The sequence below is a fragment of the Streptomyces sp. NBC_01257 genome (genome assembly GCF_035917255.1).
Taxonomy (GTDB): Bacteria; Actinomycetota; Actinomycetes; order Streptomycetales; family Streptomycetaceae; genus Streptomyces.
Map to the genome: position 1 here is coordinate 6,392,107 of NZ_CP108472.1, position 26,568 is coordinate 6,418,674.

The 26,568-nt window shown below is 71.8% G+C and carries 26 protein-coding genes; 20 read left to right on the plus strand and 6 right to left on the minus strand.

What is annotated here, in order from left to right:
• Positions 1-9: 9 nt before the first annotated feature.
• From OG408_RS27960 to OG408_RS27985, 6 genes are all read left to right on the plus strand, one after another.
• Positions 10-1,020, plus strand: a complete 1,011-nt coding sequence (locus OG408_RS27960) for an ABC transporter permease (RefSeq protein WP_266783112.1) — start codon at positions 10-12, stop codon at positions 1,018-1,020.
• Positions 1,017-2,111 (plus strand): ABC transporter ATP-binding protein, encoded by a 1,095-nt coding sequence (locus OG408_RS27965; RefSeq protein WP_266783114.1) that lies wholly within the window; start codon positions 1,017-1,019, stop codon positions 2,109-2,111. Before OG408_RS27960 ends, OG408_RS27965 begins: the two co-directional genes overlap by 4 nt.
• A 50-nt stretch (positions 2,112-2,161) precedes the next feature.
• The gene (locus OG408_RS27970) at positions 2,162-3,385 is read left to right on the plus strand and encodes an ABC transporter ATP-binding protein (RefSeq protein ID WP_326674603.1); all 1,224 of its coding nucleotides are present in this window, start codon (positions 2,162-2,164) and stop codon (positions 3,383-3,385) included.
• 18 nt (positions 3,386-3,403) lie between these two features.
• Positions 3,404-4,063, plus strand: a complete 660-nt coding sequence (locus tag OG408_RS27975) for a trimeric intracellular cation channel family protein (RefSeq protein WP_266783116.1) — start codon at positions 3,404-3,406, stop codon at positions 4,061-4,063.
• A 73-nt stretch (positions 4,064-4,136) separates the two neighbouring features.
• Positions 4,137-5,003: a thioesterase family protein gene (locus tag OG408_RS27980; protein WP_266783118.1), complete on the plus strand. Its 867-nt coding sequence runs from the start codon at positions 4,137-4,139 to the stop codon at positions 5,001-5,003.
• Between the two features lie 66 nt (positions 5,004-5,069).
• On the plus strand, positions 5,070-6,062 hold the full coding sequence (locus OG408_RS27985; RefSeq protein WP_326672615.1) for a helix-turn-helix transcriptional regulator: 993 nt from the start codon (positions 5,070-5,072) through the stop codon (positions 6,060-6,062).
• Here OG408_RS27985 and OG408_RS27990 read toward each other — a convergent pair.
• Both OG408_RS27990 and OG408_RS27995 read right to left on the minus strand, forming a co-directional pair.
• Positions 6,010-6,873 (minus strand): alpha/beta fold hydrolase, encoded by an 864-nt coding sequence (locus OG408_RS27990; protein WP_326672617.1) that lies wholly within the window; start codon positions 6,871-6,873, stop codon positions 6,010-6,012. The genes OG408_RS27985 and OG408_RS27990 overlap by 53 nt on opposite strands.
• Before the next feature lie 43 nt (positions 6,874-6,916).
• On the minus strand, positions 6,917-7,558 hold the full coding sequence (locus OG408_RS27995; RefSeq protein WP_326672619.1) for a TetR family transcriptional regulator: 642 nt from the start codon (positions 7,556-7,558) through the stop codon (positions 6,917-6,919).
• Between the two features lie 134 nt (positions 7,559-7,692).
• On the opposite strand from OG408_RS27995, the gene OG408_RS28000 reads away from it, so the two are divergent.
• The 3 genes from OG408_RS28000 (at position 7,693) to OG408_RS28010 (ending at position 9,578) form a co-directional block, all read left to right on the plus strand.
• On the plus strand, positions 7,693-7,854 hold the full coding sequence (locus OG408_RS28000) for a hypothetical protein (RefSeq protein ID WP_266783127.1): 162 nt from the start codon (positions 7,693-7,695) through the stop codon (positions 7,852-7,854).
• Between the two features lie 65 nt (positions 7,855-7,919).
• Positions 7,920-8,267: a DUF4190 domain-containing protein gene (locus OG408_RS28005; protein ID WP_266783129.1), complete on the plus strand. Its 348-nt coding sequence runs from the start codon at positions 7,920-7,922 to the stop codon at positions 8,265-8,267.
• 141 nt (positions 8,268-8,408) lie between these two features.
• Positions 8,409-9,578: a cysteine desulfurase family protein gene (locus tag OG408_RS28010; RefSeq protein WP_326672622.1), complete on the plus strand. Its 1,170-nt coding sequence runs from the start codon at positions 8,409-8,411 to the stop codon at positions 9,576-9,578.
• Positions 9,579-9,602: 24 nt separating this feature from the next.
• Here OG408_RS28010 and OG408_RS28015 read toward each other — a convergent pair whose 3' ends face one another.
• Complete coding sequence (locus tag OG408_RS28015; RefSeq protein WP_266783133.1) at positions 9,603-10,280, minus strand: N-acetylmuramoyl-L-alanine amidase; 678 nt, start codon at positions 10,278-10,280, stop codon at positions 9,603-9,605.
• A 61-nt stretch (positions 10,281-10,341) separates the two neighbouring features.
• Between OG408_RS28015 and mnmA the strand changes: the two genes are divergently transcribed.
• Positions 10,342-11,472, plus strand: a complete 1,131-nt coding sequence (gene mnmA, locus OG408_RS28020; protein ID WP_266783135.1) for a tRNA 2-thiouridine(34) synthase MnmA — start codon at positions 10,342-10,344, stop codon at positions 11,470-11,472.
• Between the two features lie 92 nt (positions 11,473-11,564).
• On the opposite strand, the gene OG408_RS28025 is transcribed toward mnmA, so the two are convergent.
• The gene (locus OG408_RS28025) at positions 11,565-12,365 is read right to left on the minus strand and encodes an alpha/beta fold hydrolase (protein WP_266783137.1); all 801 of its coding nucleotides are present in this window, start codon (positions 12,363-12,365) and stop codon (positions 11,565-11,567) included.
• A gap of 107 nt (positions 12,366-12,472) precedes the next feature.
• Positions 12,473-12,808: a DUF427 domain-containing protein gene (locus OG408_RS28030; protein ID WP_266783139.1), complete on the minus strand. Its 336-nt coding sequence runs from the start codon at positions 12,806-12,808 to the stop codon at positions 12,473-12,475.
• A gap of 77 nt (positions 12,809-12,885) precedes the next feature.
• Here OG408_RS28030 and OG408_RS28035 point away from each other — a divergent pair, with 77 nt between their 5' ends.
• From OG408_RS28035 to gatB, 9 genes are all read left to right on the plus strand, one after another.
• Positions 12,886-13,425 (plus strand): TIGR00730 family Rossman fold protein, encoded by a 540-nt coding sequence (locus tag OG408_RS28035; protein WP_285567073.1) that lies wholly within the window; start codon positions 12,886-12,888, stop codon positions 13,423-13,425.
• A gap of 39 nt (positions 13,426-13,464) precedes the next feature.
• Positions 13,465-14,154: an SDR family oxidoreductase gene (locus OG408_RS28040; RefSeq protein ID WP_266783143.1), complete on the plus strand. Its 690-nt coding sequence runs from the start codon at positions 13,465-13,467 to the stop codon at positions 14,152-14,154.
• 69 nt (positions 14,155-14,223) lie between these two features.
• Positions 14,224-15,249, plus strand: a complete 1,026-nt coding sequence (locus OG408_RS28045; RefSeq protein ID WP_326672628.1) for a methionine synthase — start codon at positions 14,224-14,226, stop codon at positions 15,247-15,249.
• 30 nt (positions 15,250-15,279) lie between these two features.
• Positions 15,280-17,490: an NAD-dependent DNA ligase LigA gene (ligA, locus tag OG408_RS28050; RefSeq protein ID WP_326672630.1), complete on the plus strand. Its 2,211-nt coding sequence runs from the start codon at positions 15,280-15,282 to the stop codon at positions 17,488-17,490.
• A 270-nt stretch (positions 17,491-17,760) separates the two neighbouring features.
• A complete protein-coding gene (locus OG408_RS28055; protein WP_285567079.1) occupies positions 17,761-19,911 on the plus strand; it encodes a putative bifunctional diguanylate cyclase/phosphodiesterase in 2,151 nt (716 codons plus the stop codon).
• A 378-nt stretch (positions 19,912-20,289) separates the two neighbouring features.
• A complete protein-coding gene (gene gatC, locus OG408_RS28060; RefSeq protein WP_003966094.1) occupies positions 20,290-20,586 on the plus strand; it encodes an Asp-tRNA(Asn)/Glu-tRNA(Gln) amidotransferase subunit GatC in 297 nt (98 codons plus the stop codon).
• A gap of 5 nt (positions 20,587-20,591) precedes the next feature.
• Complete coding sequence (gene gatA, locus OG408_RS28065) at positions 20,592-22,094, plus strand: Asp-tRNA(Asn)/Glu-tRNA(Gln) amidotransferase subunit GatA (protein ID WP_266783152.1); 1,503 nt, start codon at positions 20,592-20,594, stop codon at positions 22,092-22,094.
• Positions 22,091-22,333, plus strand: coding sequence for a hypothetical protein (locus OG408_RS28070; RefSeq protein WP_266783154.1), 243 nt, complete (start codon positions 22,091-22,093; stop codon positions 22,331-22,333). The genes gatA and OG408_RS28070 overlap by 4 nt, the downstream gene beginning before the upstream one ends.
• A gap of 16 nt (positions 22,334-22,349) precedes the next feature.
• Positions 22,350-23,858 carry an Asp-tRNA(Asn)/Glu-tRNA(Gln) amidotransferase subunit GatB gene (gene gatB / locus OG408_RS28075; RefSeq protein WP_266783156.1) on the plus strand — a complete coding sequence of 503 codons (1,509 nt, stop codon included), beginning with the start codon at positions 22,350-22,352 and terminating at the stop codon, positions 23,856-23,858.
• Positions 23,859-23,939: 81 nt separating this feature from the next.
• Here gatB and OG408_RS28080 read toward each other — a convergent pair whose 3' ends face one another.
• Positions 23,940-24,149 carry a hypothetical protein gene (locus OG408_RS28080; RefSeq protein ID WP_326672635.1) on the minus strand — a complete coding sequence of 70 codons (210 nt, stop codon included), beginning with the start codon at positions 24,147-24,149 and terminating at the stop codon, positions 23,940-23,942.
• A gap of 150 nt (positions 24,150-24,299) precedes the next feature.
• On the opposite strand from OG408_RS28080, the gene OG408_RS28085 reads away from it, so the two are divergent.
• Positions 24,300-26,525, plus strand: coding sequence for an MMPL family transporter (locus tag OG408_RS28085; RefSeq protein WP_266783160.1), 2,226 nt, complete (start codon positions 24,300-24,302; stop codon positions 26,523-26,525).
• Positions 26,526-26,568 lie beyond the last annotated feature (43 nt).

The window sequence follows — 26,568 nt, forward strand, 5'->3', positions numbered from 1 at the left end:
CGGATAGCTGTGGCTGCGTACATCATCCGACGCGTCTTCGGCGCGATACTGCTGCTGTTGATCGTCAGCGCAGTCACCTTCGCGATCTTCTTCCTCGTCCCCCGGCTCGCCGGGCAGACGATGGACCAGCTGGCGGCCCAGTACGTGGGCAAGGACGCCAATCCGCAGTCCATCCTCGCGGTCAAGCAGAACCTCGGCCTCGACCAGCCGCTCTACATCCAGTACTGGCACTTCATCAAGCAGATCTTCGTCGGCGCCGACTACACGTTCGGCCCCGAGGTCTCGCACTGCGGTGCCCCGTGCTTCGGATTCTCCTTCAAGAACCACGTCGAGGTCTGGCCCGAGCTGACCGCCCGTATCCCGATCACGTTCTCGCTGGCCATCGGCGCGGCTGTGATCTGGCTGATCAGCGGTGTCGCGATCGGTGTCGTCTCGGCGCTCAAGCGGGGCTCGATCCTCGACCGCTTCTTCATGGGTGTCGCCCTCGCCGGCGTCTCGCTGCCGATCTTCTTCACCGGCATGCTCGCGCTGGGTGTGTTCACCGTGCAGTGGCCCGTCTGGGAGAACATCACCTACGTCCCGTTCACGGACAATCCGCTGGACTGGGCCTGGAACCTGCTGATCCCGTGGTGTTCGCTGGCCTTCCTCTACTCCGCGCTCTACGCCCGTATCACCAGAGCCGGGATGCTGGAGACGATGGGCGAGGACTACATCCGTACCGCCCGCGCCAAGGGCCTCCGGGAGAGCCGCGTCATCGCCAAGCACGGTCTGCGGGCCGCGCTCACCCCGATCGTGACGATCTTCGGCATGGACTTCGGCCTGCTGGTCGGCGGCGCGGTCATCACCGAGCAGGTGTTCTCCTTCCAGGGCCTCGGCTTCTACGCCATCGACGGGGTCAGGGGCAACGACCTGCCCATCGTGATGGGCGTGACGCTCATCGCGGCCTTCTTCATCGTCATCTGCAATCTGCTGGTGGACCTGGTGTACGCCGCCATCGACCCCAGGGTGAGGTACTCGTGACCGACGTTTCCAAGTCACAGAACGCGGCGGTGGGCGAGTCCGTCCCCGCCCCGCGGGCCGGCGGGGACGACGCCTTCCTCTCCGTACGGGACCTGCGGATCCACTTCAAGACCGACGACGGTCTGGTCAAGTCGGTCGACGGGGTCAGCTTCGACGTGAAGCCCGGACAGACCCTCGGCATCGTGGGCGAGTCCGGCTCCGGCAAGTCCGTCACCTCGCTCGGCGTGCTCGGCCTGCACCGCACGGCCCCCAACGCCCGCATCTCCGGCGAGGTCTGGCTGGACGGCGAGGAGCTGATCGGCGCGTCCGACGACCGCGTGCGCGAACTGCGCGGCCGCAAGATGGCCATGATCTTCCAGGACCCGCTCTCCGCCATGCACCCGTACTTCACGGTCGGCGGTCAGATCGTGGAGGCGTACCGCGTCCACAACAAGGTCAGCAAGAAGGTCGCCCGCACCCGGGCCATCGAGATGCTCGACCGGGTCGGCATCCCCGAGCCGCACAAGCGGGTCGACTCCCACCCGCACGAGTTCTCCGGCGGTATGCGCCAGCGCGCCATGATCGCGATGGCGCTGGTCAACAACCCGGAACTGCTCATCGCCGACGAGCCGACCACCGCGCTGGACGTCACCGTCCAGGCGCAGATCCTGGACCTGATCCGGGACCTGCAGAAGGAGTTCGGCTCCGCCGTCATCATGATCACCCACGACCTCGGGGTCGTCGCCGAGATGGCCGACGAGCTCCTGGTGATGTACGGCGGCCGGTGCATCGAGCGCGGCCCGGCGGAGAAGGTCTTCTACGAGGCCCAGCACCCGTACACCTGGGGCCTGCTCACCTCGATGCCGCGCATCGACCGCGAGGAGACCGACCGGCTGATCCCCGTCAAGGGCCAGCCGCCGTCGCTGATCAACGTCCCGAGCGGCTGCGCCTTCAACCCGCGCTGCCCGTACGCGGACATCCCCAAGGACAACCTCACCCGCACCACGCGCCCCGAGCTGGAGCTGGTCGGCGACGGGCACTTCTCCGCCTGCCACATGGCGCAGGAGGAGCGGACCCGGATCTGGACCGAAGAGATTGCGCCGAAGCTGTGAGCGAGGCGCGTGAGGTGAGCGACGTGAGCGAGAAGAAGGATCCGCCGGTGCTGGAGAAGGACGCGAGGATTCCGGAGCAGGCGACCGCCGCGCGCGAGCCGCTGCTCCGGGTCGAGGGCCTGGTGAAGCACTTCCCGATCCGCAAGGGCCTGCTGGGGCGCCAGACCGCGGCGGTCAAGGCCGTCGACGGCATCGACTTCGAGGTGTACCCGGGGGAGACCCTGGGCGTCGTCGGCGAGTCCGGCTGCGGCAAGTCGACGATGGGCCGGCTCATCACCCGGCTGATCGAACCGACCGGCGGCAAGGTCGAGTTCGAGGGCCGCGACATCACGCATCTGTCCATGGGCAAGATGCGGCCGATGCGCCGTGACGTCCAGATGATCTTCCAGGACCCGTACTCCTCGCTGAACCCGCGGCACACGATCGGCACGATCGTCAGCGCGCCGTTCAAGCTCCAGGGCGTCGAGCCCGAGGGCGGTCTGAAGAACCACGTCCAGGAGCTGCTGTCGCTGGTCGGGCTCAGCCCCGAGCACTACAACCGCTACCCGCACGAGTTCTCCGGCGGCCAGCGCCAGCGCATCGGCATCGCCCGCGCGCTCGCCCTGCGCCCGAAGCTCGTCGTCGCCGACGAGCCGGTCTCGGCCCTGGACGTGTCGATCCAGGCCCAGGTGGTCAACCTGCTCGACGACCTCCAGGACGAGCTCGGGCTCACGTACGTGATCATCGCGCACGACCTGTCGGTCATCCGCCATGTCTCGGACCGCATCGCCGTCATGTACCTGGGCAAGATCGTCGAGCTGGCCGACCGCAAGTCGCTGTACTCGGCGCCCATGCACCCGTACACCAAGGCCCTGATGTCCGCGGTGCCGGTGCCGGACCCGCGGCGGCGCGGTGTGAAGAGCGAGCGCATCCTGCTCAAGGGCGACGTGCCCTCGCCGATCTCGCCGCCCAGCGGCTGCCGCTTCCACACCCGGTGCTGGAAGGCGACGGAGATCTGCAAGACGCAGGAGCCGCCGCTGATCGCGCTGAAGACCGGCCACCAGGTCGCCTGCCACCACCCGGAGAACGCCGAGGACCAGGCGCCCGGCGAGCAGGTGCTGGCCGCGGCCAGGGAAGCGGTCGAGCTCGTCGCGGTGGCGAAGGCGGAGGCGGCGCCCGCCGTCGGGCCGGAGTCCGGGACGGCGGCCGGTGCGGAGTCCGACGCGGTGGCGGAGCCCGACGCTCCGACACCCCCGAAGGCCCCCGAGGCCTCGGAGGACGGCACCAAGGAGTAATACCGGCACAATTGCCCGGTGCTCAACGAACTGTTCACGCCCTCCGTCCAGCATGCGCTCGACATCGTCGGGATCTTCGTCTTCGCGATCTCCGGCGCTCTGCTCGCCGTACGCAAGAACTTCGATGTCTTCGGCATCGCGGTGCTCGCCGAGGTGACCGCGCTGGGCGGAGGGCTGTTCCGTGACGTGATCATCGGAGCGGTGCCGCCCGCCGCCTTCACGGACCTCGGGTACTTCACCACCCCGCTGCTCGCCGCCGGTCTCGTCTTCTTCCTCCACCCGCACGTGGAACGCATCCAGGTCGGTGTCAACGTCTTCGACGCGGCCGGTCTCGGACTCTTCTGCGTCACGGGGACGGTGAAGGCGTACGACTACGGCCTGGGCCTCACCGCGTCGGCGGCGCTCGGCCTGACCACCGCGGTCGGCGGCGGTGTGCTGCGCGACGTACTGGCCAACGAGGTGCCGTCACTGCTGCGCTGGGACCGCGATCTGTACGCGGTGCCCGCCATCGTCGGGGCCACCATGATCGTGATCTGTATCCGTTTCGAGGCGCTCAACGCCTTCACCAGCGGCGCGGCCGTGATCACGGCGTTCGTGCTGCGCCTGCTGGCCCTCCGCTTCCACTGGCGCGCCCCCCGCGCCTACAACCGGCGCTCGGCCACGGCCGACGAGGGGTAGAGGGCGGTCGCCGTCATCTCCGCGACCTCAAAAAGCTACCGCTCAGTAATACATTCGGTGTACCGTGCATGCCATGGCACAGGCAGCAGAGCAGGCGGCACCGACCGCGCAGGCGACCGTCGGGGACAGCGAGTTCGACCGGGACACCGCCGTCACCCTCCGCGCGGAAGGCGTCTACGACGCCGAGCTCTCCGCGGGCTGGACGATCATCCACGCGGTCAACGGCGGCTATCTGCTGGCCATGCTCGGCCGCGCACTCGGCGAGGCCCTTCCGCACCCGGACCCGTTCTCCGTCTCGGCGCACTACCTCACCGCCTCCGTGCCCGGCCCCGCGGTGATCCGCACCCAGACCGTCCGCACCGGACGCACCCTCTCCACCGGCCAGGCCTCCCTCTTCCAGTACGCCGAGGACGGCACCGAGGTCGAGCGCATCCGCGTCATCGCCACCTACGGCGACCTCGACGCCCTGACCGACGACATCCGGACGTCGGCCAAGCCGCCGGCCATCCCGCCCCGCGAGCACTGCCTCGGCCCGGGCGACGGCCCGGCCCCGATCCCCGGCAGCTCCGCGATCACCGAGCGGCTCGACATCAAGCTCGACCCGGCGACGCTCGGCTGGGCCGTCGGACAGCCGTCCGGCAAGGGCGAGATGCGCGGCTGGTTCGGTCTCGCGGACGGCCGTGACGCCGACCCGCTCTCCCTGCTCCTCACCGTCGACGCGCTGCCGCCGACCTCGTTCGAGCTCGGGCTCAAGGGCTGGACCCCGACCATCGAGCTCACCACCCACATCCGCTGCCGTCCGGCCCCCGGCCCGCTGCGCGTCTCCATCACCACCCGCAACCTCGCGGGCGGCTTCCTGGAGGAGGACGCGGACGTCTGGGACAGCGCGGACCGTCTGGTCGCCCAGTCCCGCCAGCTGGCCCGCGCCCCGCGCAGCTGACACCGCGCACCGGCCGGCAGGGGAGACGCCGGTCCGGGGGGTGTCCGCCCGGGAGATGCTGGTGCGGTGAAATCCGACCGGCTGCTCTCGATCCTGCTGCTGCTCCAGACCCGCCGACTGGTGCCCGCCACCGAGCTGGCCGAGCGCCTCGACGTCTCCGTACGCACCATCTACCGGGACGTCGAGGCGCTCTCCGCGTCCGGCGTCCCCGTCTACGCCGAACGCGGCCGGCACGGCGGCATCGCCCTGCTGCCGGGATTCCGCACCGATGTCACGGGCCTGACCGCCGACGAGTCGCGCGCCCTGTTCGTCCTGGCGGCGGACGGCGCCCACGCCGCGCTCGGGCTCGACGAGGCGATCGGCTCGGCGCTGCGCAAGGTGATGGCGGCGCTGCCCGCCCCGTACCGCCCCGCCGCCGAGGCGACCAGCCGCCGGATCCTCGTCGACCCGGTGCGCTGGATGAGCGGCCCGCGCGCCGCAGTCGACATCGCCGACCTGCACGACGCCGTGTTCGCCGACCGCCGGCTGCGGCTGCGCTACCGGCACAGCGGCACGCGCAGCGCCCGCGGCTACACCGTCGACCCGTACGGCCTGGTCGTGAAGGCAGGCGTCTGGTACCTGGTCGCCGACCGTGACGGGGAGCCCCGGCTCTTCCGCGCCGACCGGGTGCGCGAGGCCGTCCTCACCGAGCACCCCGTGGTCCGGCGGCCCGGAGTGGAACTGGCCGCGGTCTGGGAGGAGCTGCGCCGGCAGGTCGAGGAGCGGCAGGGGGAGGTCACCCTGCGGGTACGGGTGCACCGCTCCCGGCTGGACCTGTTCCTGCGGCTCAACGCCGCCGCGCTCGCGGGGAAGCCGCGGCCCGAGAGCCCGGACGGGGAGTGGCTGCGCGCCGAACTCGCCGTGGAGTCGGTGGAATGGGCGCGCTCCCTGCTGTCGTTCGGCCCGAACGTCGAGGTCCTGGCCCCGCCGGAGGCCCGCACGGTCCTCGCCGCCCACGCGGCCGCGGTCATGGCGCTGTACGGGGATCCGGATCCGGGGGAGTCCGCAGGAACCGGCTGAGCGCGGCGGTCAGTTCGGCCGGGGCGTCCTCCTGCACGAGATGCCCGGCCCCCTCGATGATCCGCAGCTCGCAGCCCGGGACGAGCGCGGCCAGCTCATGGCCGCGGGCGACCGGGATCCAGCTGTCCTCGGCGCCCCAGCAGATCAGTACCGGCTCGTCGATCTCCCCGTACCGGTGCTGGATCTCGTCGGTGAACCGCTGGTCGTTCTGGCTGATCTGCCGGTAGAAGGCTGGCTGCCCGGCCTCGGTGCACCAGGGCGCGACGAGCCGGTCCAGGACGGCCGGAGCGGGTCCGCGGTGGCCGGCCGAGCTCACGTACTCCCGGACCAGTGCCCGGTGCAGCGCGGGCGTCAACTGCGCGAACACCTCGGCGTGTTCGCCGAGCAGCCGGTACGTGGGGGAGCCCCAGGGCGCCAGTGCCACCGGGTCGACCAGTGCGAGGCGGCGGTAGCGGGCGCCGTGCAGCAGACGGGCGCGCAGGGCGACGCAGCCGCCGAAGTCATGGGCGGCCACGGCCGGTTCGGGCAGCTCCCAGTGGGCGAGGAGCTCGGTGAGGACCCGCGCCTGGGAGCCGAGCGACACGTCCTGGCCCTCGAACTGCGCGGACTCGCCGTACCCGGGCAGGTCCCAGACGAACACCCGGTGCTCCTGCGCCAGCGCCCGGGCCACACCGCGCCAGACGTACGAGGAGAAGGGCGTGCCGTGCACCAGCACGACGGGCGGCGCCCCGGCCCGGCCGAGGGCGGCCCAGCGCACCTCACCGGCGGAGCTGTGGAACGTACGGTCCAGGACCCATGTCGCGTCGCTCATGCACGGCAGCCTAGGGGCTGTCCCGCGACCGGACCGGGACGGATCAGGTGGCGGCGTCCGGCGCGGGCCCGTCCAGCCAGTGCAGCCGGCCGAGGGTGACCAGCCGCAGCCGGTGCCGGGCGACCCGGGCCACCTGCCCGTCCCCGTCCGGGCCCGCGTCGAGCATCGCGGACGCGGTGATCACCATGTGGTCGACATAGAGGCCGCCGAGCATCAGGAGATCCTCCTCGCTCCAGCCCCGTGACTCCGGCTCCCCGGCGAGCGCCGCGGCCACCTCCTCGGCGAACCGCCGCAGCTGGGCGGCGATGGCCTCGCGGACCGGGCCGACCCCGCCGTGCTGCTCACGCGCGATGAACCGGAAGTGGGCGGGCTGCTCACGGACATGGCGCGTTATCAGCTCGACGCTGCGGTCGAGGCGGACCTCGCTGTCGCCCGTCTCGGCGAGGATCGCGCCGATCATCCCGTGCAGGCTCCCGAGCGTCTGCTCGACGAGCGCCACTCCGAGGGCGGGGATGTCCTCGAAGTGCCGGTAGAAGGCCGTCGGTGTGACGCCCACCGCGCGGGTCACCTCACGCAGTCCCAGGCTGCTCAGGCTCTGGTGCTCCAGCAGCCCGAGGGCGGCGTCCAGCAGGGCCTGGCGGGTCCTGAGCTTCTGGGTCTGGCGGATGCCGGCGGTGTGACTCATGCCATTCAGTAAACAACTGTTCTCCGGGACGGGGAAGGGCCGTGCGGGTCTAGACTCAGGAGTCAGTGAACAGTCGTACTCCCAAAGTGTGTGCACCGGAGCGGGAAAGCCCGGCGCATACGGAAAGGCCGGACATGATCGTCCTCGTCGTCGCCCTGCTCCTGCTGGGGATCGTGCTGGGAGCGGTCTCCCAGATCCCGCTTCCCCTGACCCTCGTCCTCGGCGCCCTGATCGGCTGCTGGCTGCTGGTCTTCGCCGTGCGCGAGCGCACGGGTGCGCGCCGCCGCCCGCAGTGACGCCGCCCGGCACCCAGGTCATCGACCGCCACCGATCCGCATCCCGATCCGAAGGAGTCCGCACCATGACGCTCACCGCATTCGCCCGCCGATCCGCCCCGGAGACCGCGGACGGCGATCCGCGGACGCCCCACGCCGCCGTGCCCCCGGAAGCCGCCCCCGCGGCCCGCCGCTCCACCCGGGACGCCGACGGTCTCGCCGTGGCCTCCTTCGTCCTCGGTCTCGTCGGCCTGCTGGTGATGAACATCCTGCTGGGGCCGGCGGCCATCGTGATGGCCCTCGTCTCCCTGAGCCGCTCCACCGCCCGTCGCGGCCGCGCCCTCCTCGGGCTCGCCCTCGGCATCGCCGACCTCGTGGTCCTGGCCTTCCTCGTCTCCGGGAACGGCGTCGTGGCCTGGAACTTCGGCGGCTGACCGGCCGCACACCGATGGCTCTCCCCGCCGGATCGGGCTCCGGAACGGGGTGGGTGGGACGCCGCCGTTCGCGGTGCGCGGGCCCGGGACACCATGCGCCCGCCGTACGCCCCGCCGCAGGCTCGTAGAATCGAGCCCACCATGGCTTACCTCGACCACGCCGCGACCACGCCGATGCTGCCGGAGGCGATCGCGGCGATGACCGCGCAGCTCGCTCTCACCGGCAACGCGTCCTCACTCCACGCCGCCGGGCGCCGGGCCCGCCGTACCGTCGAGGAGTCCAGAGAGACCCTCGCCGACGCCCTCGGCGCCCGCCCCAGCGAGGTGGTCTTCACCTCCGGCGGAACGGAGTCGGACAACCTCGCGGTGAAGGGCCTGTACTGGGCCCGCCGCGACGCCGACCCCCGCCGTACCCGGGTCCTGGCCAGTCCCGTCGAGCACCACGCGGTGCTGGACGCCGTCGACTGGCTCGCCGAGCACGAGGGCGCGACCGTCGAGTACCTCCCCGTCGACCGGTACGGCCGCGTGCACCCGGACGTGCTGCGCGAGGCGCTGGTCCGGGACCCCGACGATGTCGCGCTGATCACCGTGATGTGGGCCAACAACGAGATCGGCACCGTCCTGCCGGTGTGCGAACTGGCCGCGGTGGCCCGCGAGTTCGACGTACCCATGCATGCCGACGCGGTACAGGCCTTCGGGCAGCTCGAAGTCGACTTCGCCCGGTCCGGGCTGGCCGCGATGACCGTCAGCGCGCACAAGATCGGCGGCCCGTCCGGCGTCGGCGCGCTGCTGCTCGGCCGCGAGTACACCCCCGTGCCCGTGCTGCACGGCGGCGGGCAGGAGCGCCATGTGCGCTCCGGCACCCTGGACGTGCCGGCCATCGCCGCGTTCGCCGTCGCGGGGCGGCTCGCCGCCGACGGGCGCGAGGAGTTCGCCCGGGAGATCGGCGGACTCCGGGACGAGCTGACCGCGGCCGTCCTGGCGGTGGTCCCCGACGCCCTGCTCGGCGGCGACCCGGCACCCGGCGGGCGTCTGCCGGCCAACGCGCACTTCACCTTCCCCGGCTGCGAGGGCGACTCGCTCCTGCTGCTGCTGGATGCCCAGGGCATCGAGTGCTCCACCGGTTCCGCCTGCACGGCCGGGATCGCCCAGCCGAGCCACGTGCTGCTGGCCACCGGCACCGATCCGGACCTGGCCCGCGGCACCCTGCGCTTCTCGCTCGGTCACACCTCCACCAAGCAGGACGTCGAGGACGTCGCGCGGGTGATCGGCCCGGCGGTGGAGCGGGCGAGGACGGCGGGGCTCAGCTGACGGCGCCGCCCCGGCCGGCCGGTCTCAGGGTCTCGCCGCCCGGACCAGCTTCATGTAGCGGTCCCAGTCCCAGTGCTTCCCCGGGTCCGTGTGATCGGCTCCCGGCACCTCCACGTGCCCGATGATGTGCTCGCGGTCCACCGGGATGCCGTACCGCGCGCATATCGCCGCGGTCAGCCGGGCGGACGCCCCGTACATCGCGGCCGTGAAGCCCTGCGGGCGGTCCACGAAGCCCTCGTGCTCGATGCCCACGCTGTGTTCGTTGTACGAGCGGTTGCCCGCGTGGAACGCCACGTCCAGCTCGCGGATCATCTGCGTCACATGACCGTCCTTGCGCACCACGTAGTGCGCCGCCGCCCCGTGGTCCGGATCCTGGAACGCCCTGACCGCGCTGCTGAAGCTGCCCTGTGTGACGTGGATGACCACGCGCTCGATGTCGTAGTCGTCGGGGCGGTCGGCCCGCCGCCAGTTCTCCTCGGAGGCAGCTGTCCAGGTGGCACGGGCGTAGTCCACCGCACCCGGCGTGCGCGGCTTCTCCACGCCGGGCAGCCGCCACCAGGCCCGCTTCAGCCGGTCCCGCGCCAGCGCCGCCGTGCCCGCCGCCGTGACGACGCCGCCGATCAGCACCGCGCGCCGGCTGATGCCGGTGCCCGTCCCCGATCCCGCGGGGCCCTTGGCGCCCGCCGTCCCCTTGGTCCCCATGTGATCGACAACGCTTATCCGCGAGCTTTCGGTTCCCGCCGACCCGTACCCTGGTGGAGCTATGACTCAGACTTCCCAGCGCCCCCTCCGTGTGCTCGCCGCCATGTCGGGCGGTGTCGACTCCGCCGTCGCGGCGGCCCGTGCCGCCGAGGCGGGCCATGACGTGACCGGGGTGCACCTCGCCCTCTCCGCGAACCCGCAGTCCTTCCGGACCGGGGCCCGCGGCTGTTGCACCATCGAGGACTCCCGCGACGCCCGCCGCGCCGCGGACGTCATCGGCATCCCCTTCTACGTCTGGGACCTGGCGGAACGCTTCCGCGAGGACGTCGTGGAGGACTTCGTCGCCGAGTACGAGGCGGGGCGCACCCCCAACCCGTGCCTGCGCTGCAACGAGAAGATCAAGTTCGCCGCGCTGCTCGACAAGGCCCTGGCCCTCGGCTTCGACGCGGTGTGCACCGGCCACTACGCCACCGTCGTCCTCGGCGACGACGGCGGCCGTGAGCTGCACCGCGCCTCCGACATGGCCAAGGACCAGAGCTACGTCCTCGGCGTCCTGGACGAGCGCCAGCTCGCCCACGCGATGTTCCCGCTCGGCGACACCCTCACCACCAAGGACGAGATCCGCGCCGAGGCCGAGCGCCGCGGTCTCGCCGTCGCCAAGAAGCCCGACAGCCACGACATCTGCTTCATCGCCGACGGCGACACCCAGGGCTTCCTGGCCGACCGCCTCGGCGGCAAGGCGGAGGGCGACATCCTCGACGAGTCCGGTACGAAGCTCGGCACCCACGAGGGCGCCTTCGGCTTCACCATCGGCCAGCGCAAGGGCCTGCGCATCGGCCACCCGGCCGCCGACGGCAAGCCGCGCTACGTCCTGGACATCTCCCCGGTCGACAACACGGTGACGGTCGGCCCCGTCGAGGCCCTCGACGTGACCGCGCTCACCGCGATCCGGCCCCGCTGGTGCGGCACACCGCCGTCCGGACCCGGCACGTACACCGCCCAGCTGCGCGCCCACGGCGGCGAGACCGAGGTGACGGCGGAGCTGACCGACGGCACCCTGCACGTCTCCTTCAGCGAGCCGGTACGGGGCGTGGCCCCCGGCCAGGCGGTCGTGCTGTACGACGGGACGCGCGTGGTCGGCTCGGCGACGATCGCGACGACGGTGCGTCGGGAGACCGCGGCGGCCGGCTGACCGCCACCGCGGGTGCCCCGCGCGGGAACGCCCGACCCCTGTACGGGCGTGGCCGCGCGGGGTGTTCTCGGCCCCCCGGCCCGCCCGTGTGCTCAGGACGCCTGGTGTGCGTACACGTCCCTGGTGAAGAACTCCGCCAGCACCGGGGCGATCGCCTGCGGTGCCAGTTCCCCGGCCTGTCCCGTCAGCGTGCGGTGCCGGCCCCGGGGGAGCGCGTCCGCCAGCAGATGGGTCGAGGTCCTCGTGGCGGCGGGGCTGAAGCCGCCGCAGACCACCAGCGTCCGCGCCGTCACCGCGGCGAACCGGTCGGCCGGCACCGCGCCGTTGCCCAGCACCGCGTCGTCGTAGGCGAGTGTGTGTGCCACGGACTCCAGGGTCCGCCACAGCGGCGCACTCCGCATCCTGGCGATCATGTCGGCCGTGACGCCCGTCGCGGTCAGGAACAGCTCCACCGCCCCGCCGCGGTCCCCGGCGGACAGCAGCCGGTGCAGCCGGGCCGTGCAGCCGGCCTTGAACAGCAGGCCCGCGGCGCCTTGCGTGTACGGCGGCTCGTACACCGCGAGCCGCTCCAGCGGCAGCCCCGCCGCCTGGGCCTCCAGGGCCAGCGCACCGCCCGACCCGACACCGAACACCGACGGCCGGCCGCCCGTCACCTCCGCGATCGCGGCCAGATCCTCGGTCTCGCGCTCCACCGCGTACGGCGAACCGTCACCGCTGGCCCCCCGGCCGCGCCGGTCGTAGGTGACGACGTCGAAACGCGGGGCGAGGAGCCGGGCCAGCGGGGCCTCGGTCTCCGCGGTGCCCAGCGCCCCGCCCACCAGGATCAGCGGCGGTCCTTCGCCCCGGCGCCGGTACGCGATCAGGGTGCCGTCGCGGGAGAGAGTCTTGTCCATGTGGAGGTGGACTGCGGGGCGTGCGGAAACTCATCGCTCTCCGCGAGAACTTTCCGAACTTTCTCTTCTCCGCAGCTCAGAACGGTTGTTGACGGTGGGTCGAGCCGTTACGCGGCCAGGACCTCGGTGTCGTAGAAGCAGAAGTGGTCCTTGATCGCGGCCACTTCGTCCTTCGGCTCCGGGTACGCCCAGACCAGATCGGCCGCCTCCGGCCGCGACCAGTAGGAGGCATCCCCCTTGAACGGACAGTGGGTCCGGGTGTCCGACGCCGTCAGCAGTTCGGTGCGCACGTCATCGGGCGGCAGGTAGTAGCGGACCGGACAGCCCGTCTCGCGCAGCACGAGCGGGCGGCTGCTCTCGGCGAGCAGCACGCCGTCACGGACCACGCGCACATGGTCGGCGGACGGCTCGACGGTGATGAGGTGTCCTCGGGTGGCAGTCATGTCTTCCTCAGCCGCGTGGGCCGCCGGTTTCTTCCCCGGTTTCCGCCCATTCGGTGCCGGGCTCTACCGTGGCACCCATGAAGATCTGCGTTTTCCTCTCCGCCGCCGACCTCGACGACCGCTACACCGTGCCCGCCCGCGAATTCGCCGATCTCATCGGCCGCGGCGGGCACACCCTCGTCTGGGGCGGCTCGGAGAGCGGGCTGATGAAGGTCGTCGCCGACGGTGTGCAGGAAGCGGGCGGGAAGCTCGTCGGAGTGTCCGTGGACTTCCTCGCCGCGAAGGCGCGGACCAACGCGGACGAGATGGTGATCGCGCGCGACCTCGCCGAGCGCAAGGCCCTGCTCCTGGAGAAGTCCGACGCCGTCGTCGTCATGGTGGGCGGCACCGGGACGCTCGACGAGGCCACCGAGATCCTGGAGCTGAAGAAGCACGGAAAGCACGGCAAGCCGGTCGTCCTGCTCAACACGGCGGGCTTCTACGACGGTCTGCGCCAGCAGTTCCAGCGCATGGAGGACGAGGGCTTCCTGCCGCTCCCGCTGACCGAGCTGGTGTTCTTCGCGAAGGACGGCGTCGGCGCCCTCGCCTACCTGGAGGAGTGGGCCGGCCTGCAGTGACGTGCCGGGGGTGATGCGGCGGGTGCGACGATGGGGGGCATGTCCACTCACCTCATCACCGGTGCCGGTTCCGGCATCGGCGCAGCCGTCGCCCGCCGTCTCACCGAGCGCGGGGACGATCTCGTCCTGCTGGCCCGTGACGCGGGCCGCGCCAAGGAACTGGCCGCCCTCCACCCCGGCGCCCGCACGATCGTCGGCGACCTGTCCAACCCGGACCGGCTCTCCTGGGCCTTCGCCCAGCAGCCCGTGCCGGAGCGCCTCGACTCGCTGCTCCACATCGCGGGCGTCGTCGAGCTCGGCCGCGTCGGCGAGCTCACGCCCAAGGCGTGGCACGTCCAGCTCAACGCCAACCTCGTCGCCCCGGCCGAGCTGACCCGCCTCTTCCTGCCCCAGCTGCGCGTCGCCCAGGGCCACGTCCTGTTCGTCAACTCCGGGGCCGGGCTCGCCGCCCACGCCGAGTGGAGCGCGTACGCCGCGAGCAAGCACGGACTGAAGGCGCTCGCCGACTCGCTGCGCCACGAGGAGCACGGCAACGGGGTCAGGGTGACGTCCGTCTACCCCGGCCGCACCGCCAGCCCCATGCAGGCCAAGGTCCACCAGCAGGAGGGCAAGGAGTACGACGCCTCCCGCTGGATCGACCCGGAGTCCGTCGCCACCACGATCCTGATGGCGCTCGACCTGCCGCGCGACGCCGAGGTCAACGACCTCACGGTGCGGCCCGGCCACTGACGGCCCGGGGGCTCACCGTGCGCCCCGGCCGCTGACGGCCCGGGCGGCGGACCGCCGTAGGCTTCCCGCGTGAGCGAGAAGAGCAAGTTCAGCGGGTGCCCGGCCACCGGAATCGGTTCGATGCCCGGAGGGGACGCCCGGGAGGCGGCGAAGACCGTCACCGGCTCCTTCGGGGACGGCCAGGGCGTGCCGTACCTGGCGGAACTGCCCGCACGGGGACCCGGTGCGGACATGATCGGGCGGACCATCGGGCTGCTCGTCGAGATGTACGGACACGTCGAGCCGAGCGGCTGGCGCATCAGCGACCGGCCGGGCCGCGACACCCGCCGGGCCCGGTCCTGGCTCGGCGAGGACCTCGACGCCCTGGAGGAGTTCACCCAGGGGTACGAGGGCCCGCTCAAGGTGCAGGCCGTCGGCCCGTGGACGCTGGCCGCGGCCCTGGAGCGCCGCGGCGGCGAAGCCGTCCTCGGTGACCCCGGCGCCTGCCGCGACCTGGCGGGCTCGCTCGCGGAGGGGCTGCGCGACCACCTCGCCGAGGTGCGGCGCCGGATGCCCGGGGCCCGCGTGATCCTCCAGCTCGACGAACCGTCCCTGACCGGCGTCCTGCTCGGCCGGATCCGGACGGCGAGCGGCTACCGCACCTACCGGGCCGTGGACCGGCAGGCCGTGGAGGACACCCTGCGCGAGGTGCTGGGCGTGGCCGGCGAGGCCGCCACCGTCGTGCACACCTGCGCCCCCGACGTACCGTTCGCGCTGCTGCGCCGGGCCGGTACGGACGGGATCTCGTTCGATTTCTCGCTGCTCACCGAGCGTGAGGAGGAGGCGATCGGGGAAGCGGTCGAGGGCGGGACCCAGCTGTTCCTGGGAGTGGTGCCGGGCACCGACCCGGCCTCGGGCGGATTGTCCGACCCGGGCGGTAGCGTCATGGGTGTCAGGACGCTGTGGCGCAGGCTGGGGCTGAATCCGGGGACTCTGACCGAGTCCGTCGCGATCACTCCCTCGTGCGGTCTCGCGGGTGCGTCGCCCGCGTACGCACGAGCCGCGCTCGCCCACTGCGCCCGGGCCGCGAAATCGCTCGCAGACAACCCTGAGTAACGGGGCACTGGGTAACGGGAGGACGGGACGATGGCCGGCGAACAGCAGACGTCACTGCCAGGCGAACAGGACACGACGGTGCCGGCGGAGGCACGGGAGCGGCACGCGCTCCTCGCCGAGCAGATCGAGGAGCACCGCTTCCGTTATTACGTGAACGACCAGCCGGTCGTCAGCGACGCCGAGTTCGACCGGCTGATGCGCGAGCTGGAGGCGCTGGAGGACAGCCACCCGCCGCTGCGCACGCCCGACTCGCCGAGCCAGAAGGTGGCGGGGCCCTACCGGACGGAGTTCACGTCGGTCGAGCACCGCGAGCGGCTGCTGTCCCTGGACAACGCCTTCGACGACGAGGAGCTGGCCGCCTGGGGCGAGCGCGTCGCCCGGGACGTCGGCGCCACCGGCTACCACTACCTCTGCGAGCTCAAGATCGACGGCCTCGCGGTCAACCTCACCTACGAGCACGGGCTGCTGACCCGGGCCGCGACCCGCGGCGACGGCCGCACCGGCGAGGACATCACGCCCAACGTCCGGACGATCGCGGAGATCCCGCACCGGCTGAAGGGCGACCGCATCCCGGCCCTCGTCGAGGTCCGCGGCGAGGTCTTCTTCCCGATGGAGGGATTCGAGGAGCTGAACGCCCGGCTGGTCGAGGCCGAAGACAAGCCCTTCGCCAACCCGCGCAACGCTGCGGCCGGTTCGCTGCGCCAGAAGGACCCCAAGGTCACCGCCTCCCGGCCGCTGCACATGGTGGTCCACGGCATCGGCGCCCGCGAGGGCTTCGACATCGACTGCCTGTCGCACGCCTACGAGCTGCTCCACGAGTGGGGGCTGCCCACCGCCAAGTACAACAAGGTGGTGGACTCCCTCGCCGGGGTACGGGAGTTCATCGCCTACTTCGGCGAGCACCGGCACTCCGTGGAGCACGAGATCGACGGCGCCGTCGTCAAGCTCGACGAGATCCCGCTCCAGGGCCGGCTGGGCTCGACCTCCCGCGCACCGCGCTGGGCGATCGCCTGGAAGTACGCCCCCGAAGAGGTCAACACCAAGCTCGTCAACATCCGGGTCGGCGTCGGCCGCACCGGCCGCGTCACCCCGTACGCCCAGGTCGAACCGGTCGAAGTGGCGGGCTCCGAGGTCGAGTTCGCCACCCTCCACAACCAGAACGTGGTCCGGGCGAAGGGCGTCCTGATCGGCGACACGGTGGTGCTGCGCAAGGCCGGTGACGTGATCCCGGAGATCCTCGGCCCGGTCGTCGACCTGCGCGACGGCACCGAGCGGGCCTTCGTCATGCCCACCCACTGCCCCGAGTGCGGGACGGAGCTGCGGCCCATGAAGGAGGCCGACATCGACGTCCGGTGCCCCAACGCCCGCTCCTGCCCGGCGCAGCTGCGGGAGCGGGTCGCCTATCTGGCGGGCCGCAAGTGCCTGGACATCGACCACTTCGGCTATGTCGCGGCCGCCGCCCTGACCAGACCGCTGGAGCCCGCCGATCCGCCCCTGCGCGACGAGGGCGACCTCTTCGGGCTGACGGTCGAGCAGCTGCTGCCCATCCGCGCCTATGTCCTCGACATGGACAGCGGGCTGCCCAAGCGGGACCCGAAGACCGGCGAGGAGAAGATCGCGACGGTCTTCGCCAACCAGCAGGGCGAACCGAAGAAGAACGCCCTGGGCATGCTCGACGCCATCGCCGCGGCGAAGGAGGCACCGCTGGCCCGGATCCTCACCGGGCTCTCCATCCGCCATGTCGGACCGGTCGCCGCCCAGGAGCTGGCCCGTCAGTTCCGGTCCATCGACCGCATCGACGAGGCCACCGAGCAGGAGCTGTCCGACGCCGACGGGGTCGGCCCGATCATCGCGGCCTCCGTCAAGCAGTGGTTCGCCGAGGACTGGCACCGGGAGATCCTGCGCAAGTGGCGGGAGGCCGGGGTCCGGATGGAGGACGAGGGCGCCGGTGAGGACGAGGGGCCGCGCCCGCTCGAAGGACTCACCGTCGTCGTCACCGGCACCCTGACCGGGCACACCAGGGATGGCGCGAAAGAGGCCCTGCAGACTCGCGGGGCGAAGGTCACCGGTTCCGTTTCGAAGAAGACCTCCTTCGTCGTCGTCGGTGACAACCCCGGATCTAAGTACGACAAGGCGATGCAGCTGAAGGTGCCCGTGCTCGACGAGGACGGTTTCGCGGTGCTGCTCGAACAGGGCCCCGATGCCGCCCGCGAGGCCGCGGTGCCGCCCGAGGAGCAGTAGGAGGGGCGGCCGGCGGGGCCGCGGTGGCACGCCGGAGCGTGAGGAGGAGACGACACACGGTCGGATTCACCCGATCGGCGCATAGCAGATGCTGACGGACGGTCGGTTCGCATTCGGGCAAGAGCTGTAGACCGCTGCCCGTGGACGCCCTCCGCGGCCTACTGTTGGGAGATGCGCCCGCGGCACCCTGCCACCGCACGGGACGGGGCGCGCTGGCACGGAACGGAACCATCAGGTGACATCGGCACCGCCGGCTGTGAGAGGGACGGAATGAAACCGACCGAGAACGCCGCACCGGTGTCGCGGCTGCAAGGTTTCGTCGGCCTCACGCCCACCGTGGGTGCCGTCGTCGTGGCTCTCGCCACCGTCCAGCTCGCGGCCGGCTTCTACCGGACCGTGAGCGGCGGACACGCGCTCTTCCCGGACGGGACGGCCGGCTGGTCGCTCGCCGTCCTCACCGGAATCGTCGTCGGCCATCTCGTCGCGCTCGGCCGTGACCGCTGGTGGGGCGGCACCGGCTCCGGCGCGGCGCTCACCCTCGCCGTGCTCCTCCTCTACGGCTGGGTGCCCGCCGGACTGGTCAGCCTGGTCGTGGTCGTGCTCGTCGGGGTGGCCCGCAGGCACCGCTGGTGGCAGGGGCTGCTGCACGGAGCGGTGGACATCCTGGGCGTGGGCGCGGCGGCGCTCGTGATGGCCGCGTTCGGCGAGGTGCAGACCGTCGAATCGCCCTGGCAGCCACTCGACTGGGGCATCGACGCCGTCCCCGAGGTCCTCCTCGCGGCCTCCACGTATCTGCTCGTCACCCGGGTCCTGCTGTGGTACGCCCGGTCCACCCAGGGCGGCGGGCTGCCGACGGTCGCCCGGACCGCCCTGCTGCGCCAGGGCCTCGTCGCCGTCGCCCTGCTCGGCATCGCCCCGCTGATCTGCGTCGTGGCGATGGCCATGCCCGTCCTGCTGCCGCTCTTCGCGGTCCCGCTGATCGCGCTGGACTCCACGCTGTGGATCGCCCGGGCCCGGGCGGAGGAGCAGCTGCGGGACCCGCTGACCGGGCTGCCGAACCGGCAGTGGCTGCTGGAGCGCACCTGGACGGCCCTGGAGGAGGCCGAGAGCCTCGGCACCCGGGTCGGCCTCGTCCTGATCGACCTCGACCGCTTCCGGGCGGTCAACGACACCCTCGGCCACCTCGCCGGGGACCGGCTGCTGCTGCAGATAGCGGACCGGCTGCGGCTCGCCCTGCCGCGCGGCGCGGAGGCGGCCCGGCTCGGCGGCGACGAGTTCGCCGTCCTGCTGCCGACCGCGGACTCCACCACCAGCGCCCAGCGCGTCGCCCGCCATCTGGTCGCCGAGCTCTCCTCGCCGCTGGACCTCGACGGACTGACCCTGGTGCTGGAGGCCAGCGCCGGTGTCGCCGTCTACCCTGACCACGCGCTGGACGCCGAGGGGCTGCTCCGCCGGGCGGACGTCGCGATGTACCAGGCCAAGCGCGACCGGACGGGCGTGGAGGTGTACGAGTCCAAGCGCGACAGCAACACCCCGGACCGGCTCGGCCTCCTCGGTGATCTGCGCCGCGCGCTGGACGCCGGCGAGGTGGAGCTGCACTACCAGCCGAAGGTGCGCTTCGACGGCCAGGTGGCCGGTCTTGAGGCACTGGTCCGCTGGGTGCATCCGGAGCGGGGCCGGGTCCCCCCGGACGAGTTCATCGCCATCGCCGAGTCCTCCGGGCTGATGCCGCACCTCACGGAGTACGTCCTGGAGACGGCGCTCGCCCAGGTCGCCCGGTGGCGGGCCCAGGGGCTGTTCGTCCCGGTCGCGGTCAACGTGTCCCCGCGCGACGTGCACACCCCCGGATTCGCGGGCGGTGTCGCGGCCCGGCTGGCCCGGCACGGCGTCCCGGCCGGCGCGCTCCAGCTGGAGATAACGGAACACGTGCTGCTGGAGGACCCGCAGCGGGCCGCGGACACCCTCGCGGGGCTGACCGGGCACGGCGTGAAGATGTCCCTCGACGACTTCGGCACCGGCTACTCCTCCCTCGTCCACCTGCGCCGGCTGCCGGTCAGCGAACTCAAGATCGACCGCTCGTTCGTGGCCCGGCTCGCCATCGACCACGAGGACGCGGAGATCGTCCGCTGCACGATCGACCTGGCCCACTCACTCGGTCTGCTGGTGGTCGCCGAGGGCGTCGAGGACGACGAGACGTGGGAGCGGCTGCGGGACCTGAAGTGCGACGCGGTCCAGGGGTGGCTGGTGGCCGCCGCGATGCCGCCGCAGGAGACGACCGCGTGGCTGCGGGCCCGGGGCGAGCACGGCTGGCGGCGGCCCTCGGAGCTGGCGGCCGCGGCCGCGGCGGCGGTCGTGACGCCGCCCGAGCTGGAGCAGCGCCCGTCCGGACGGGCGGTCAAGTCGCGGCCGGCGACGACGTAGGGCGGGCCGGGGCGCGGGCCGCGGTGAGGTGGCCGCGGCCACCGGTGACCGTTTTGTCCTCAATCGCCGGACGGGCTCGCTCGCGCCGGCGGCGGCTGCGTCCCCGGGCGCGGGGCGGGTCTGCCCCGGGTGGCCGTACCCCGTTGTGAGGACCCCATAGGATTAGGGGGCCGGCAGCACATTTCCACCTGCCGCGCGACGCCTGGCACGCACGCTCGCCGCGTTGCCGAAACGCTCACGTGGCTCCGCCACGAGGGAGTTCCGGCGCCTTGCGATCGCACGCACCGGACGCCGCGCGGCCCGTCCTTCGGACGGACGGCGGAAATGGGCTGCCGGCCCACCAGCCAAAACCGCACACCAACCCCTGAGGATCGCTGCATGCCTGGCATCACGCGCGAGGAGGTCGCCCACCTCGCCCGGCTGGCGCGTCTGGAGCTGAAGGGCGAAGAGCTCGATCACTTCGCCGGTCAGCTCGACGACATCATCGGCGCGGTCGCCCGCGTCTCCGAGGTCGCCGACCAAGACGTACCGCCGACCTCCCACCCGCTGCCGCTGACCAACGTCATGCGGGCGGACGAGGTCCGTCCCTCGCTCACCCCCGCGCAGGCGCTCTCCGGCGCCCCGGCCCAGGAGCAGCAGCGTTTCAAGGTGCCGCAGATCCTGGGGGAGGACTAAAAGCCATGACGGACATCAGCACCATCATCAAGTACACCGCCGCCGAGATCGCCGCGAAGATCGCCTCGGGCGAGCTCACGGCCGTCGAGGTCACCGAGGCCCACCTGGCCCGCATCGAGGCCATCGACGAGAAGGTCCACGCCTTCCTGCACGTCGACCGCGAGGGTGCCCTCGCGCAGGCCCGCGCCGTCGACGCCAAGAAGGCGGCCGGCGAGAAGCTCGGCCCGCTCGCCGGTGTGCCTCTCGCGCTCAAGGACATCTTCACCACCGAGGACATGCCGACCACCGTCGGCTCCAAGATCCTCGAAGGCTGGGTCCCGCCGTACGACGCGACCGTCACCAAGCGGCTGAAGGCCGCCGACGTCGTCATCCTCGGCAAGACCAACATGGACGAGTTCGCCATGGGGTCCTCCACCGAGAACAGCGCCTACGGCCCGACCGGCAACCCGTGGGACCTCACCCGCATCCCGGGCGGCTCCGGCGGCGGCTCCTCCGCGGCCCTCGCGTCGTTCGAGGCCCCGCTCGCCATCGGCACGGACACCGGCGGCTCCATCCGCCAGCCCGCGGCCGTCACCGGCACCGTCGGCGTCAAGCCCACCTACGGCGGCGTCTCCCGCTACGGCATGGTGGCCTTCTCGTCCTCCCTCGACCAGGGCGGTCCCTGCGCCCGTACGGTCCTGGACGCGGCGCTGCTGCACGAGGCCATCGCCGGCCACGACCCGCTCGACTCGACGTCCATCGACGCCCCGGTCCCGCCGGTCGTCGAGGCCGCGCGCAACGGCTCCGTCCAGGGCATGCGCGTCGGCGTCGTCAAGCAGTTCTCCGGCGAGGGCTACCAGGCCGGTGTCGTCCAGCGCTTCAACGAGTCGGTCGAGCTGCTGAAGTCGCTCGGCGCCACGGTCGTCGAGCTGGACTGCCCGTCCTTCGACCTGGGCCTTTCGGCGTACTACCTCATCGCGCCGTCCGAGTGTTCCTCGAACCTCGCCCGCTTCGACGCCATGCGCTACGGCCTGCGGGTCGGCGACGACGGCACGAAGTCCGCCGAGGAGGTCACCGCGCTCACCCGCGAGGCCGGCTTCGGCGACGAGGTGAAGCGCCGCATCATCCTCGGTACGTACGCGCTGAGCTCCGGCTATTACGACGCGTACTACGGTTCCGCGCAGAAGGTCCGCACCCTGATCACGCGGGACTTCGAGAAGGCATTCGAGCAGGTCGACGTGATCGTCTCCCCGACCACGCCCACCACCGCCTTCCCGATCGGCGAGCGCGCCGACGACCCGATGGCCATGTACCTGGCGGACCTGTGCACCATTCCGACCAACCTGGCCGGCAACGCCGCGATGTCGCTCCCCTGCGGCCTGGCGCCCGAGGACGGCCTGCCGGTCGGGCTGCAGATCATCGCCCCCGCCATGAAGGACGACCGGCTGTACAAGGTCGGAGCCGCCGTCGAGGCCGCGTTCGTGGAAAAGTGGGGTCACCCGCTGCTTGAGGAGGCTCCGTCGCTATGAGTGCCATGGCTAAGAAGGCCAAGAACTTCAAGAAGTCCAAGACCGGCGTGTACGTCGCGCTCGGCAGCACCGCGTTCGGTGCGATCAGCGTCGCCAAGCAGGCGAAGCTCGCGCGCAACGACAACGACATGCTGCGGCTCGTCGACGCGGCTGTCTCCGCCGCCGCCATCGTCACCGGCCTCGCGATCCTCTATCGCGAACTGAAGCGTCTCGGCGACGACGACGTCCTGCTGGGCTGAGAGGGAAAGTTTCACCGTGACTGTCATCGACCTGGAGTCGTACGAGGACGCCCTCGCGACGTACGACCCCGTCATGGGCCTCGAAGTCCATGTAGAGCTCGGCACCAAGACCAAGATGTTCTGCGGCTGCTCCACCGAGCTCAAGCAGGACGCGAACTCGCAGACCTGCCCGGTCTGCCTCGGGCTGCCCGGCGCGCTGCCGGTCGTCAACGAGATCGGCGTCGAGTCCGCCATCAAGATCGGTCTCGCGCTGAACTGCGAGATCGCCGAGTGGTGCCGCTTCGCCCGGAAGAACTACTTCTATCCGGACATGCCGAAGAACTTCCAGACCTCCCAGTACGACGAGCCGATCGCCTTCGACGGCTATCTGGACGTCCAGCTGGAGGACGGGGAGATCTTCCGGGTGCAGATCGAGCGCGCCCACATGGAGGAGGACACCGGCAAGTCGACGCACGTCGGCGGCGCCACCGGCCGTATCCACGGCGCGTCCCACTCCCTGCTCGACTACAACCGCGCGGGCATCCCGCTCATCGAGATCGTCACCAAGCCGATCGAGGGAGCGGGGGCGCGCGCCCCCGAGGTCGCCAAGGCGTACGTCGCCGAGCTCCGCGAGCTCATCAAGGCGCTCGGCGTCTCGGAGGCCCGCATGGAGATGGGCCAGATGCGCTGCGACGTGAACTTGTCGCTGCGCCCGCACGGCCGCGAGAAGTTCGGCACCCGCTCCGAGACGAAGAACGTGAACTCGCTGCGTTCCGTCGAGCGGGCCGCCCGCTTCGAGATCCAGCGCCACGCCGCGGTGCTGAACTCCGGCGGCACGATCGTGCAGGAGACCCGGCACTTCCACGAGGAGGACGGCTCCACCACGGCCGGCCGCATCAAGGACAACGCCGAGGACTACCGCTACTTCCCCGAGCCGGACCTGGTGCCGGTCGCTCCGGCCCGTACCTGGGTCGAGGAGCTGCGGGGCGGCCTTCCCGAGCTGCCGCGGCTGCGCCGCGCCCGGCTCAAGGAGGAGTGGGGTGTCTCCGAGCACGACATGCAGTCCATCCTCAACGCGGGCGCGGTCGAGCTGATCGTCGCGACGATCGACGCGGGTGCGCCCGCCGACCAGGCCCGCAAGTGGTGGATGGGCGAGCTGGCCCGTAACGCCAACGAGACCGGCCGCGGTCTCGACGAGCTGGGTGTCACCCCCGCGCAGGTCGCCCGGGTGGCCGAGCTCGTCGCCTCCGGCGATCTCAACGACAAACTGGCCCGTCAGGTCCTGGAGGGTGTCCTCGCGGGCGAGGGCGACCCGGACACCGTCGTCGAGAAGCGCGGCCTGAAGGTCGTCTCCGACGAGGGCGCCCTGTCCACGGCCGTGGACGAGGCCATCGCGGGCAACGCCGCCATCGCGGACAAGATCCGTGGCGGCAAGGTCGCCGCGGCCGGTGCGCTCGTCGGCGCCGTCATGAAGGCCACCCGTGGCCAGGCGGACGCGGCCCGGGTGCGTGAGCTGATCCTGGAGAAGCTCGGCGTCGAGGGCTGAGTTCCTCCCGTACGACCCCGAAGGGGCGGCGCTCCCGGTTCCCACCGGGCGCACCGCCCCTTCGCGCACGACGCGACCGCGTCACCTCTTGAGCGTCGGGGCTCCGAGGATGAGGCTGCTCTCGCAGGAGTCGGCGGGGTCGGCGTACGAGATGCTCAGCCGGAACACACCGGTGACCGGGACCGTGATGCCATGGTCCGGCCGCCCGTCGCCATCGCGCCGCGCCGGGCGGGTGACCGTCCCCGTGGGGCGACTGCGCCCCCGCCGTACGGCGGTGCGCATGTCGCTCATATGTGGACCTGACCGCTGTGAGTAAGGCCACGAAACGGGCAAAGGATCACAGTTGGCTGTCAGAGTGACGGTTCTCAAGGTCATGCGTTCTCACACGGACGGTCCTGCCGGACGTCCGTGGAGGCCACGAACCCGCAGGGAGTACGTCCCTTGGCTGCCATCGCCCGCTGGTGCGTCACGCACCGCCTCCTCGCCGTACTCATCTGGCTGTGCGCCCTCGGCGGTACGGCGGCCGCGGCGGGATTCGCGGGTTCCGCGTACTCCAACGACTACGAGGCGCCCGGCACCGAGTCGGGCCGCGCGGCCGACCTGCTGAAGAGCGGCTTCACGGATCTCGGCGGCGACACCGACACCATCGTGTGGCACACCGACGACTCCACCGTGCGGGCCGCCGGGGTCACCCAGAAGATGACCGCGGTCCTCCACACCGTCGAGCGGCTGCCGGGTGTGGGGGCCGTGAGCAGCCCGTACACGGACGAGGGCGCCGCGCAGATCAGTACCGACGGGCACACCGCGTACGCCACGATCACCTTCGACCGGCAGGCGGACGACGTACCCGCCGGACAGGCGCAGGCCGTCGTCGACACGGCGAAGGCCGCCGCCGGCGACCACCTCCGGGTGGAACTGGGCGGCTCCGCCATAGCCCTCACCGAGGCACCGGCCGCGCACCTCAGCGAGGCCGTCGGGGTGGCCGTCGCCGCCGTCGTGCTCTTCCTCGCCTTCGGCTCGCTCGCGGCCAGCCTGCTGCCCATCGCGACCGCCCTCGTCTCGGTCGGCACGGCGTACGCGGGCATCGTGCTGCTCGGCCATGTGATGACCGTCGCCGACTTCGCGCCCATGCTCGGCATGCTGATAGGGCTCGGCGTCGGGATCGACTACGCGCTCTTCATCGTCACCCGGCACCGCAGAGGGCTGCGGCGCGGCATGACCGTCCCCGACGCGGCGCGGCACGCGGTCGCGACCACCGGACGTGCCGTCGTGTTCGCCGGCGCCACCGTCTGCATCGCCCTGCTCGGCATGCTGATCCTGCGGCTGAGCTTCCTCAACGGCGTGGCCATCGCCGCCTCGCTCACCGTCGTGCTGACCGTGGCGGCCTCCGTGACGCTGCTGCCCGCGCTGCTGTCCCTCATCGGGATGCGTGCGCTGAGCCGGCGCGAGCGCGGACGGCTGGCCGCGCACGGCCCGCAGCCGGAGACGCCCACCGGCTTCGCGCACCGCTGGTCCGCCTTCGTGGAACGGCACCCCAAGCTGCTAGGCGGCGTCGCCGTCCTCGTGATGCTGGTCCTCGCGCTCCCCACCTTCGCGCTCCACCTGGGCAGCTCGGACCAGGGCAACAACGCGAAGACCTCGACCACCCGGCAGGCGTACGACCTGCTGGCCGAGGGGTTCGGCCCCGGCGTCAACGGCCCGCTGACCATCGCCGCACAGCTGGACGGCGCCGACGACCGGCTCGCGATGGACGGGCTCCCCGCGACGCTGCGCGCCACCGAGGGGGTCGCCTGGGCCTACCCGGTGACGTACAACTCCAGCGGCGACACCGCGTACGTCACCGTCGTCCCCGACTCGGCGCCGCAGTCCCGGCAGACCAGCGAGCTCGTCGAACGGCTGCGTACGGACGTCCTGCCGAAGGCGTCCGCCAACACCTCGCTGGAGGCCCATGTGGGCGGGGTGACGGCCAGCTACGACGACTTCGCGCAGGTCATCATCGGCAAGCTGCCGCTCTTCATCGGCGTCGTCATAGGGCTCGGCTGTCTGCTGCTGCTGATGGCGTTCAGATCGGTCGGCATCCCGCTGAAGGCCGCGGCGATGAACGTGGCGGCGGTCGCCTCCTCGTTCGGTGTCGTCGTCGCCGTCTTCCAGTGGGGCTGGGGCAGCGAGCTGCTGGGTCTCGGCAGCGCCGGCCCCATCGAACCCTTCCTGCCGGTGATCATGGTGTCGGTGCTCTTCGGCCTGTCCATGGACTACCAGGTGTTCCTGGTGGGGCGGATGTACGAGGAGTGGCTGGAGACCGGCGACAACCGGCGCGCGGTCCGGGTGGGCCTCGCCGAGACCAGCCGGGTGATCAACTCGGCCGCTGTGATCATGATCTCGGTCTTCCTCGCCTTCGTGCTCAGCGGTGACCGGGTGATCGCCATGTTCGGCATCGCGCTCGCCGCGGCCGTGGCCCTGGACGCGTTCGTCCTGCGCACGCTGCTGGTCCCCGCCCTGATGCACCTGCTCGGCGGCGCGAACTGGTGGCTGCCGGGCTGGCTGGACCGGCGGCTGCCGCGCATCAGCATCGAAGCGCCCGACAGCGGAGCGCCCCGGGCGAAGATCCCGGGAGCGTACGCGCCGGAGAGCGACGAGACCGCTCCGGCCGCGCAGCGCGTCCACTGACGGCGGCGCGGGCCGGCCGGCCGACCGGAACGGAAGCGGCCGG

Coding starts and splice junctions, on each gene's coding strand:
- OG408_RS27980 (WP_266783118.1), top strand. CDS start 4,137: ATGGCACAGGCAGCAGAGCAGGCGGCACCGACCGCGCAGGCGACCGTC.
- OG408_RS27990 (WP_326672617.1), bottom strand. CDS start 6,873: ATGAGCGACGCGACATGGGTCCTGGACCGTACGTTCCACAGCTCCGCC.
- OG408_RS27995 (WP_326672619.1), bottom strand. CDS start 7,558: ATGAGTCACACCGCCGGCATCCGCCAGACCCAGAAGCTCAGGACCCGC.
- OG408_RS28000 (WP_266783127.1), top strand. CDS start 7,693: ATGATCGTCCTCGTCGTCGCCCTGCTCCTGCTGGGGATCGTGCTGGGA.
- OG408_RS28005 (WP_266783129.1), top strand. CDS start 7,920: ATGACGCTCACCGCATTCGCCCGCCGATCCGCCCCGGAGACCGCGGAC.
- OG408_RS28010 (WP_326672622.1), top strand. CDS start 8,409: ATGGCTTACCTCGACCACGCCGCGACCACGCCGATGCTGCCGGAGGCG.
- OG408_RS28015 (WP_266783133.1), bottom strand. CDS start 10,280: ATGGGGACCAAGGGGACGGCGGGCGCCAAGGGCCCCGCGGGATCGGGG.
- mnmA (WP_266783135.1), top strand. CDS start 10,342: ATGACTCAGACTTCCCAGCGCCCCCTCCGTGTGCTCGCCGCCATGTCG.
- OG408_RS28025 (WP_266783137.1), bottom strand. CDS start 12,365: ATGGACAAGACTCTCTCCCGCGACGGCACCCTGATCGCGTACCGGCGC.
- OG408_RS28030 (WP_266783139.1), bottom strand. CDS start 12,808: ATGACTGCCACCCGAGGACACCTCATCACCGTCGAGCCGTCCGCCGAC.
- OG408_RS28035 (WP_285567073.1), top strand. CDS start 12,886: ATGAAGATCTGCGTTTTCCTCTCCGCCGCCGACCTCGACGACCGCTAC.
- OG408_RS28040 (WP_266783143.1), top strand. CDS start 13,465: ATGTCCACTCACCTCATCACCGGTGCCGGTTCCGGCATCGGCGCAGCC.
- ligA (WP_326672630.1), top strand. CDS start 15,280: ATGGCCGGCGAACAGCAGACGTCACTGCCAGGCGAACAGGACACGACG.
- OG408_RS28055 (WP_285567079.1), top strand. CDS start 17,761: ATGAAACCGACCGAGAACGCCGCACCGGTGTCGCGGCTGCAAGGTTTC.
- gatC (WP_003966094.1), top strand. CDS start 20,290: ATGCCTGGCATCACGCGCGAGGAGGTCGCCCACCTCGCCCGGCTGGCG.
- gatA (WP_266783152.1), top strand. CDS start 20,592: ATGACGGACATCAGCACCATCATCAAGTACACCGCCGCCGAGATCGCC.
- OG408_RS28070 (WP_266783154.1), top strand. CDS start 22,091: ATGAGTGCCATGGCTAAGAAGGCCAAGAACTTCAAGAAGTCCAAGACC.
- OG408_RS28080 (WP_326672635.1), bottom strand. CDS start 24,149: ATGAGCGACATGCGCACCGCCGTACGGCGGGGGCGCAGTCGCCCCACG.